The sequence below is a fragment of the Burkholderia sp. MSh2 genome (genome assembly GCF_000731655.1).
Classification (GTDB): Bacteria; Pseudomonadota; Gammaproteobacteria; order Burkholderiales; family Burkholderiaceae; genus Burkholderia; species Burkholderia paludis.
The window spans coordinates 1-8,384 of record NZ_JPGM01000122.1 but is presented as its reverse complement, the minus strand read 5'-3'; the positions used below and the strand labels follow the sequence as shown (position 1 = coordinate 8,384).

At 60.3% G+C, this 8,384-nt stretch carries 9 protein-coding genes and 2 pseudogenes; 4 read left to right on the top strand and 7 right to left on the bottom strand.

Translation table 11 applies throughout. The annotated features are described in order from the left end of the window. The coding region (locus GQ57_RS41080; protein WP_326929211.1) for an ESPR-type extended signal peptide-containing protein at positions 1-1,269 on the bottom strand (1,269 nt) is incomplete at its 3' end. A gap of 789 nt (positions 1,270-2,058) precedes the next feature. Here GQ57_RS41080 and GQ57_RS44530 point away from each other — a divergent pair. The 3 genes and pseudogenes from GQ57_RS44530 to GQ57_RS41065 all read left to right on the top strand — a co-directional run. Beyond that, a complete protein-coding gene (locus GQ57_RS44530; protein ID WP_425322024.1) occupies positions 2,059-2,319 on the top strand; it encodes a serine hydrolase in 261 nt (86 codons plus the stop codon). Positions 2,320-2,335: 16 nt separating this feature from the next. After that, positions 2,336-2,734, top strand: a complete 399-nt coding sequence (locus GQ57_RS41070) for a cupin domain-containing protein (protein ID WP_235212838.1) — start codon at positions 2,336-2,338, stop codon at positions 2,732-2,734. Positions 2,735-2,917: 183 nt separating this feature from the next. Beyond that, a pseudogene (locus GQ57_RS41065) lies at positions 2,918-3,127 on the top strand (IS6 family transposase); the annotation flags it as partial. 151 nt (positions 3,128-3,278) lie between these two features. On the opposite strand, the gene GQ57_RS42795 reads toward GQ57_RS41065, so the two are convergent. The 3 genes and pseudogenes from GQ57_RS42795 to GQ57_RS41060 all read right to left on the bottom strand — a co-directional run. Further along, positions 3,279-3,542 (bottom strand): hypothetical protein, encoded by a 264-nt coding sequence (locus tag GQ57_RS42795; protein ID WP_152602004.1) that lies wholly within the window; start codon positions 3,540-3,542, stop codon positions 3,279-3,281. Positions 3,543-3,897: 355 nt separating this feature from the next. Further along, the gene (blaOXA, locus tag GQ57_RS37595) at positions 3,898-4,689 is read right to left on the bottom strand and encodes a class D beta-lactamase (RefSeq protein WP_052001629.1); all 792 of its coding nucleotides are present in this window, start codon (positions 4,687-4,689) and stop codon (positions 3,898-3,900) included. A gap of 95 nt (positions 4,690-4,784) precedes the next feature. Further along, positions 4,785-4,916, bottom strand: a pseudogene (locus GQ57_RS41060) (DDE-type integrase/transposase/recombinase); the annotation flags it as partial. Between the two features lie 236 nt (positions 4,917-5,152). Between GQ57_RS41060 and GQ57_RS37590 the strand changes: the two are divergent. Continuing rightward, positions 5,153-5,404: a hypothetical protein gene (locus tag GQ57_RS37590; protein ID WP_031403674.1), complete on the top strand. Its 252-nt coding sequence runs from the start codon at positions 5,153-5,155 to the stop codon at positions 5,402-5,404. Between the two features lie 121 nt (positions 5,405-5,525). Here GQ57_RS37590 and GQ57_RS37585 read toward each other — a convergent pair whose 3' ends face one another. The 3 genes from GQ57_RS37585 to GQ57_RS37575 all read right to left on the bottom strand — a co-directional run bounded on the left by GQ57_RS37585 (position 5,526) and on the right by GQ57_RS37575 (position 8,180). After that, positions 5,526-6,614, bottom strand: coding sequence for a lysozyme inhibitor LprI family protein (locus GQ57_RS37585; protein WP_235215198.1), 1,089 nt, complete (start codon positions 6,612-6,614; stop codon positions 5,526-5,528). A 139-nt stretch (positions 6,615-6,753) separates the two neighbouring features. Continuing rightward, positions 6,754-7,320: a polyhydroxyalkanoate synthesis repressor PhaR gene (gene phaR, locus GQ57_RS37580; protein ID WP_031403672.1), complete on the bottom strand. Its 567-nt coding sequence runs from the start codon at positions 7,318-7,320 to the stop codon at positions 6,754-6,756. A gap of 119 nt (positions 7,321-7,439) precedes the next feature. Continuing rightward, entirely contained in the window at positions 7,440-8,180 is a 741-nt protein-coding gene (locus GQ57_RS37575) for a 3-ketoacyl-ACP reductase (RefSeq protein ID WP_031403671.1), read from the bottom strand. Positions 8,181-8,384 lie beyond the last annotated feature (204 nt).

The window sequence follows — 8,384 nt, the reverse complement described above, 5'->3', positions numbered from 1 at the left end:
GCTATTGGTCGAGCTCAGGCCCGTCGACAGCGAGCTAATGCCCGTCGAGGTCGACGTCGACAACGAAGAGATCGAGCTAGTTGCCGACGACAGCCCCGTCGAGGTCGAGGTCGACAGCGACGACACCGTGCTATTGGTCGAGCTCAGGCCCGTCGACAGCGAGCTAATGCCCGTCGAGGTCGACGTCGACAACGAAGAGATCGAGCTATTAGACGACGACAGGCCGGTCGACGTCGAGGTCGACAGCGAGGTGATCGAGCTGTTCGCAGACGACAAGCCAGTTGAGGTCAACGTGGACAACGAAGAGATCGAGCTATTAGACGACGACAGCCCCGTCGACGTCGAGGTGGACAGCGACGACACCGAGCTATTGGTCGAGCTCAAGCCCGTCGACAGCGAGCTGATACCTGTCGAAGTCGAGGTGGACAGCGACGTGATCGAGCTAGTAGCCGACGACAAACCAGTCGAGGTCGACGTCGACAATGAAGTGATCTGCGAATTTACCGTACTCGCAACCGCATACAGCTCGCTGCCGTTCACCGCGTCGGTACTGGTCGAGCTAATCAGGCCCGCAGCAACGTTCTGTATGCGTCGCTCAGTGCCAGCCCCCCCAACACTCACGACACCGCTGGCGCCACTGGCGCCCGCGAACGATCCATATGTGGTACCGCCAATCGTCGGACTGCTGACCGTGCCTGTACCGCCAGTGGCACTGGATGCGGCAGCGGTCGCAGAGGCGCCATTGCCGAGCGCCACCGAGCCAGCAACATTTGCTATCGACAGGGCCCCTATGGCAATAGCGTTTGATGCCGTCGCGGTCGCCGCCTGTCCAATCGCAATGGCCCCCTGTCCATTGGCTGTGCCGTTATTACCAATTGCGATGGCATAGATACCACTAACAGTGTTGTAAGCACCAATTGAAGTGTCGTAATTACTACTAGCCGTGCTCGAGTAACCAAGCACGACGGCGTCGGCACCTATTGACGTAGTCCCCTGCCCGATCGCGATGGCACTTTGACCCGATGCGACGGCGGCTGCACTTACAGGGGAGCCAATAGCTATGGAGCCGGCACCCGTCGCGGAAGAGGAAGTATTCGCAGCATACTGAGCATCGGCATCATGCATCTGCGCCCCCAAGGCTACCGCAGCCACGGCGACGAAATGTACAACCTTCAATTTCCTGGGCTTGCCTATGGCGGAGTCAAGCTCCGATACGGCAACCCATGCCCCCAGTGATTCATTCCAGACCGATCGATATGTCTTGTTCACTTTTTACTCCCGGCCCTATTTACTCACCAGGTCATCTTTAATATTGAATTCCCTTTATTACCGCCCCGAATCGGAATCTGCACTCTGGATTCAAACCAATATCCAAGGCTCACCATTACACCTCTCACCAAGCGAGCCTTATTTCAAAAAAGCAGAAATTCCCTCGGCAAGTCTATCGATCACCCGGTTCTTAAAAGTGAACTTTAGTCACGCGCCGATATGCCCCGGTAATTTGGTCGAACAGCACCCCACCCTTGAACCCATTGCGTGATACGCATCTTTTTTCCCTTTTTATGAGCATGCACTCGGAACCCCTTGCAGCAAGGGCCTCCAGGCTACGAAGGTCGTCTGGGACGCCTGACCGCCACCTAAAGCCACCTTCGTAAGCCGTTGATTTTTATAAGATCAAGGAAGATATGTATTACGATATGCGGCCAGATCAGTCCGGCTTCGGTGACGCTAATGATGCGCACTCGAAAGATTTTCTTTTTCATCAGACAAGATTTCCTCGATGGTCGACAGACCGGAGAGGACGTAATCTCCCACCTCTGCTCCAGTTCGGCCGTGTCGAATCCTCAAACCCCGAAGTTGCCCATGAAAATCTTTTTTCTGCGGCCTTCCTTATCGGCTTGCGACAGACAGGAATCTGACTTCTGAATCGAGCGAGTGCCGCGCGGATACTACAAGAAGCTCCCGAAATCGCACGATTAAGTCGCACCGCAGCTGATTAACAGGATTAACAATTAACGACAGGAATTGAAGGATCAGCCCAATGAATTTTAGAGCCGCATCCCTTATGGTGATGACCGCCTTGGCATGCACGATCACACCCGTCAGCCACGCGGAGGACAAACCGCAAGACAGAATCAAAAGCACAATAAGCTCTGGAGCAACAAAACCGGCTCGACCAACGGCTTTGGCGCTTATGTCGCCTTTATTCCGCAGAAGCGGTTGGGGATCGTGATGCTCGCCGACAAGAACTTCCCCGTCGATGAACGGGTGACCGCTGCATACCGGATTCTCACGTCACTCGCCGGCGGCGAACAATGAACAGGGAGACTCATCAGTGAAACGCATTTTTCTTCCTCTTATCCTGCTGGCGCTGACGAGCGTTCAGCAAGTCGAAGCTGTCGGCAATGCTCCGGCGGCCAAGGACACCATCGTTTTGCAACGGGTCCCAATCGCGGGAACGGATCGCGAGATGGGCATGGGCATTGCCGAATTTCCTCCAAACGCGTCAAAGCCTCGACATAAAGCGACCGGGCCTGAGGTCGCCTACGTGCTTGAGGGTGCGGTAATGGTGCAGGTCGATGGTCAGCCCACAAAAGTCGTTCGTGCAGGCGAAAGCTACCGGATGCCGGCTGGTGTCGTCCACGTCACAACTGCCGGACCTGCTGGCGCGAAGGTCCTTGCGTCCTGGGCCTGGGTACCGGGGAAGCCATTCAATATTCCAGTGCCGAACTGAGGCTATCTGCCCTCTCCCTCGACTCCCCTGAAATTCTTGTGCCGGCGCTGTCATGTCGGCAAGGGGGAGATCAGGCGCTGTCACGTTGGCGGTTGTGGTTACCCAAGACAAGGCGAAGAAACCGGAAGCGCTCTACAACGGCCATCGATTCCCCGCTGCGATCATCGGCCAGGCGGTCCGTTGATGCCGACCCGCGAACGCGAGCGGCGCATGCGAGGGGGTTCGCGATCCGAAGCGCACTCAGGCGCTCCTCACGACTTCGGGCCGATGCTCCAGCACTTCGCCCTGAAGCGGCAACTGCTGCGTGCTTCGCTTTATCGCAAACACCTCGCCGCACGCCTCTCGACGTGGCGCGGATTCACCGAGGTCATCCAGAATCCGTCTGCCGCATGAAACATGCAGATCGCGCTCGCGACCCTTGTGAACATGATCCGCTAACGTGACAGCGCCCACACGACGTTCAGGTCGACGCGCTGTCGCATGCATTCCCGCTGCTGACCGCCCGACAGCCGATCCGGATTTCGGACGCGACGCTCGCCGCCGTTTAGTCAGAAGGGTCCTTCCGTTGCGGGTCGATCGGTTGCGGAGCAACCTGGTACACATGCCAACGATACGGAGTGCCATTCCGCGGCGCGTGCGCGAATCCGCGTTCCGGGAGCGAATCCTTCGAATGAAAAGCATCTGGATGTTCGAGGCGCAATTTTTCGACAACCTGATCGATACGATCGATGCCGAATGACGCCGCGTCCATCAGCACGTAACGTGCCGTATCTGGTAGACGAATAGCGATTGAACAGGGTTCATCCATGTTTTTGTAGCGTATGAAACCGGCACACAGGCCGTGATCCCACAGGTACCGACAGTGGCGTTACTCAAGCCATGTTGAGTTATCCTTTGCAGTCCTACAAGTACCGGACCGGGCGATTTTGCAATGCTTCACAACGCTTACCGGCCGTAAGCTCGCCGAGCGGCATTGTCAACTTGCTCGACAGTTGGACAAGTTGACAATGCCGGCCCGGGAAACCGCCCGCCCCGACGCCGGGGAAATCCGCCTGCTGAACTCGACTGGATTGGCGCGATACCGATCACGAAAATGACCCGTGCACTTCGCCGGACGCAGCTAGAGGCGGCCACGGTTGCTTGCTGACTCGTGTGAGCGAGTCTCAGCTCGGTAATGCGTTGAGAGACCGCAATACCTGTCGGACGATTTTCTCGCGCTTGGGCAAGTCTTCCATCCGGTTCGGCGTATCGATGTTGAGCGCGAAGAATACCGGGCCGTCAGGCCATTCAACCCATCCCACCCACCAGCCTATTGTCCCGCTCCACCCGGATTTGGCGCGAAGAATCCAGTCGCGCCCCGCCTCATTGATCAGGACATCCTTGACGATCAATTGGTGTTCGACGCGGAACGGCAATGTGTTGTCGTAAAGACGGCGCAAGAAAGCGATCTGTTCCTGAGCCGATATTGCAAGATCCCCGTCGACCCAGAACGGTTCCGCGCCACTTGAGAGGGCGTTCCCGTAGGGAATCTTCCGCATATATGCGGCTTCTTTTTCTCGACCGATTTCTTTTGCAAAGCGCTCGAAAACCCAGACTGCCGAGTTGCGTACGGCAGAGCGCAAGTCCTGCTCGTGATTCCACGCTTCGATAGGACGCTTTACACCGTCCCAGGGAATAATCTGGAACTCGTCGCGCAATACGCCGGAGTCGAGTGCAATCAGGCTGTGGGGAATCTTGAAGGTTGACGCGGGCGACAGGCGTTGCGCAGCGCGCTCGCTGTCGTGCACGGAAACAACTTCCTTGCCTCCCCTAAGGTCGGCTACGACAAGCGTGCCTCGTGCGTTGGCTTCGGTAAAGTATTTTCCCCAGGTTTCTTCGTCAGGTACAGCAGCAAATGCGCCGCTTGAAACTGCGACCGTGGTGAAAGAGGCAAGCAAAAAGCGACGTCGATTCAATCTTGTGTAGTCCTCGTCAAAATTCCATCATCGCCAGACCAGGTTCTGCCGGGCAATCAGGGAACGCTCGATGGTAGCATTTCACGGAAATGCGCGATCGTCTCCGGCGACTTGCCCTGACGCCCGATGGTTTTTCGGAAAAAAACTTTGGCTGCGGCCACATCGCGTTTCGCGCTGAACACGAAGTCCACTGTCTGGCCGGTTCGACCTACCGCTCTGTATAGATAAACCCGTTTAGTGTCCGGCGACCCAAAAACGAGCAGTGCGCGGCGATGCGGCCCGGATACCCGGCGCGCTCACGTTCCGTCGTCGAACCGGACTGGAGAGGTCCCGTCATTCCGCGCGAAACCGCCCGATGGCCCCGCCCCGACGCCAGCCGGCCGGCGAGAATCGTCCCGGCGCCACGGCCCGCCATGCGAAAATCCCAGCGTCCACCCTTTTCAATCGACCCAACGGGGCTCGTATGACCACTCACATCACGATCGAATTCACCGAACACGCAGCAGAAGCCATCGGCGAGCAAACCGGCACCAGCTTTTCGTATGACCAGGGCGCGCACGTGCCGCAACCGGGCGATTTCGTCGAGCTCGAGCATTCAAGCCAGACGTTCCTCGTAATCGGCCGCGTATTTTCGCTGAAGGCCAATCACAGCGCCGTCAAGCTCGTGCTCGACCTGCCCCCGCACGACGACGAACCGGGATTCCCGGCGGACTGAACGTTTCCGGGCCGGTAACGTCGGCGCACCGCGCGCGTCCGGCCCGCCCTGGAACACATCGCTCCGCCGGCGCGCGCAAAAAAGCCCGCCGAAGCGGGCCGATGTCACGCTGGTTCGGGACTCACGGAAACTTCGCCGCGGTCAGGCACCGCTCGAACCACACCGCATCGTCCCCGTCGCCGATCGGCCACATTTCCGCGTCGAGCGGCGGCAACCCGGCTGCCGGCGCCGACGCGCGGCTATCCCCGCCGGACACGTCCGCGCGCATCCAGCCCGATTGCGCCCCACCGTTGTCGCATGCACTCGCATGCGCCTGTGCCTCGCAGAACGCCACCGGACGCACCTTCCCGCCGTCGGCCGCGCTCACCGAGCGGTATTGGTACACCGCACCGGTCGCCCAGTCCTCGCTCTGGCTGCAGACCCGCTCGCGATGCTGCACGTGAACCGCGCCGAAACAGGCATACGAAACGTGTGCGCCACTCGCGTCGTCCGGAATGAAATCGCAGTTGGCATCGAAACCGGTGAGCGGGCCGCCCGAGTATTTGGCGAGCCATCGGCGTTCGGCCAGCGCTCGCGCGATCAAGCCCTTGTCCGAGTGATCGGCCAGCACGGCAGTGCGCCGATCGATAGCCTTGCGCACTTCGTCGACGGCCAGCGGGTGGCCCGCGTAGTCGGCATCGAGACGGTTGTTGCGTGCGTCGATCCAGCGGCGCTGGCTACGCACCAGCATGTCGCGGATCGTGATGTCCGGCGCGGCCTTCAGTACGCCCGCGAAGGCCGCATTCATGCGTGCATCGGCCGCGCGCAGCGTCGGGCTCGCGCAGATGCGCCTTTCGATCGGTTGCACGGCCTTCGCGCAATCCATTGCCAGGCCAGGGACGGCAACGCCAATCCCCACCACGAACGTCGAAGCAAGACCGGCCAGCCTGCCGGCCCGCGCCATTCGAATCCCGCCCATGCTTTCTCTCGGTTTGTTTTTCTCGGTCGCACCGCGCCGACGCGGTATCGCCCATCGCGTCCTGCCATGCCCGGAAACCGGTATCGCGCTTCGCCGGGCGGCGCTGCCGATGGTACGCACGTCGACGCAACCGCACCTCATCGGGCACGGCGCGAAGTGGCCGCCAAGCGCAGGGAACCGGATCGGGATCGGCGGAGCGGGACAACGGTCATGCCGCCTGCTTACGGCGCGTGCCCCGATATCGACGGTCATGAACGACCGTCACCCTTGTCGCCCGGCGGGCGGCAGCCGGCCGTCGTCGCGAATGCACGAGCAGCTACGCCGTACCGCCCTGCTGCGCGGCTCCGACGCACGACGGCGTGCCCGCCGTGGCCGGCCTGCCGCGAATCGGCTACTTCTTCTCCGGCTCCGTCGCGCCCGGCTGCTTGAACGGGAACGTGCTGAACATCGACTTCGCCTGGTTCTGCATCTGCTCCTGCATCTGCACGAACATGTTCTTCGACTGCTCGATGTAGCTGGTCATCATCCCCTGCATCATCGGCGCCTGCATGTTCATGAACTGCGACCAGACTTCCGGATTCATCGCATTGGTGTCGTACAGGTTCTTCGACTGATCCGCGAGCTTGTTCTGGATGTCGATGAACGCCTGGATGTTCTTTTCCAGGTACGTGCCCATCATGCCCTGCATCGCATGACCGTAGAAACGGATGATCTGCGACAGCATCGACGACGAGAACATCGGCACGCCGCCGCTCTCTTCCTCGAGGATGATCTGCAGGAGGATGCTGCGCGTCAGGTCTTCGTTGGATTTCGCGTCGACGACCTTGAAGTCCTCCTGCTCCAGCACGAGTTGCTTCACGTCGGTCAGCGTAATGTACGTGCTTGTCTCTGTATCGTAGAGCCGACGGTTCGGGTACTTCTTGATGAGCCGTTCGGCCGTCTTCTTTGTAGTAGTCATGTAACGCCTTTGAGTGCAGCGTAGCGCAAGTGACGAATCCCCGCCGCCCGAATCCGGGAGGCGGGGGCCTTCGGAACACGTCCGGCTGCGCGGCCACCCGGCCCGCGCAGCGCGGACGATCAGCCCATGTGCAGGCCGCCGTTCAGCGAGAAGTCGGCGCCCGTCGCAAAACCGGAATCGTTCGACGCGAGCCACGCGACGATCGAACCGATTTCCTCCGGCCCGCCGAGCCGCCGCACCGGGATCGTCGCGACGATCTTCTCGAGCACGTCGGGGCGAATCGCCTTCACCATGTCGGTGCCGATATAGCCCGGCGACACGGTATTGACCGTCACGCCCTTCGTCGCGACTTCCTGTGCGAGCGACATCGTGAAGCCGTGGATACCGGCCTTCGCGGTCGAGTAGTTGGTCTGGCCGAACTGCCCCTTCTGGCCGTTCACCGACGAAATGTTGACGATCCGGCCCCAGCCGCGTTCGACCATGCCGTCGATCACCTGTTTCGTCACGTTGAACAGGCTCGTCAGGTTGGTGTCGATCACGGCGGTCCAGTCTTCGTGCGTCATCTTGCGGAACACGACGTCGCGCGTGATGCCCGCATTGTTGACCAGCACGTCGATCTCGCCGACTTCGGCCTTGACCTTGTCGAACGCTGCCTTGGTCGAGTCCCAGTCGCCGACGTTGCCTTCCGACGCGATGAAATCGTACCCGAGCGCCTTCTGGTCCTCGAGCCATTTCACGCGACGCGGCGAATTCGGGCCGCAACCCGCGACGACCTTGAAGCCGTCCTTCAACAGGCGCTGGCAGATGCTGGTGCCGATGCCGCCCATCCCGCCCGTTACGTACGCAATTCGCTGAGACATAAATCTCACTCCATTTTTTGGTTTCGAGGGCTGCCGGCGGCCCCCTCTGACTTCACGTGCGCCGGTCGAAGCCGCAATCGGCCGGCGCCCGGATTTGGTTCGCGGGTCACGCGCCGCCGGTTACGGACGCTCGACCGCGAGCGCGACCCCCATCCCGCCGCCGATGCACAGCGACGCCAGCCCGCGCTTCGCATCGCGCCTGAC

Coding starts and splice junctions, on each gene's coding strand:
- GQ57_RS42795 (WP_152602004.1), bottom strand. CDS start 3,542: ATGGATGAACCCTGTTCAATCGCTATTCGTCTACCAGATACGGCACGT.
- GQ57_RS37575 (WP_031403671.1), bottom strand. CDS start 8,180: ATGTCTCAGCGAATTGCGTACGTAACGGGCGGGATGGGCGGCATCGGC.
- GQ57_RS37585 (WP_235215198.1), bottom strand. CDS start 6,614: ATGACCGTCGATATCGGGGCACGCGCCGTAAGCAGGCGGCATGACCGT.
- phaR (WP_031403672.1), bottom strand. CDS start 7,320: ATGACTACTACAAAGAAGACGGCCGAACGGCTCATCAAGAAGTACCCG.
- GQ57_RS37590 (WP_031403674.1), top strand. CDS start 5,153: ATGACCACTCACATCACGATCGAATTCACCGAACACGCAGCAGAAGCC.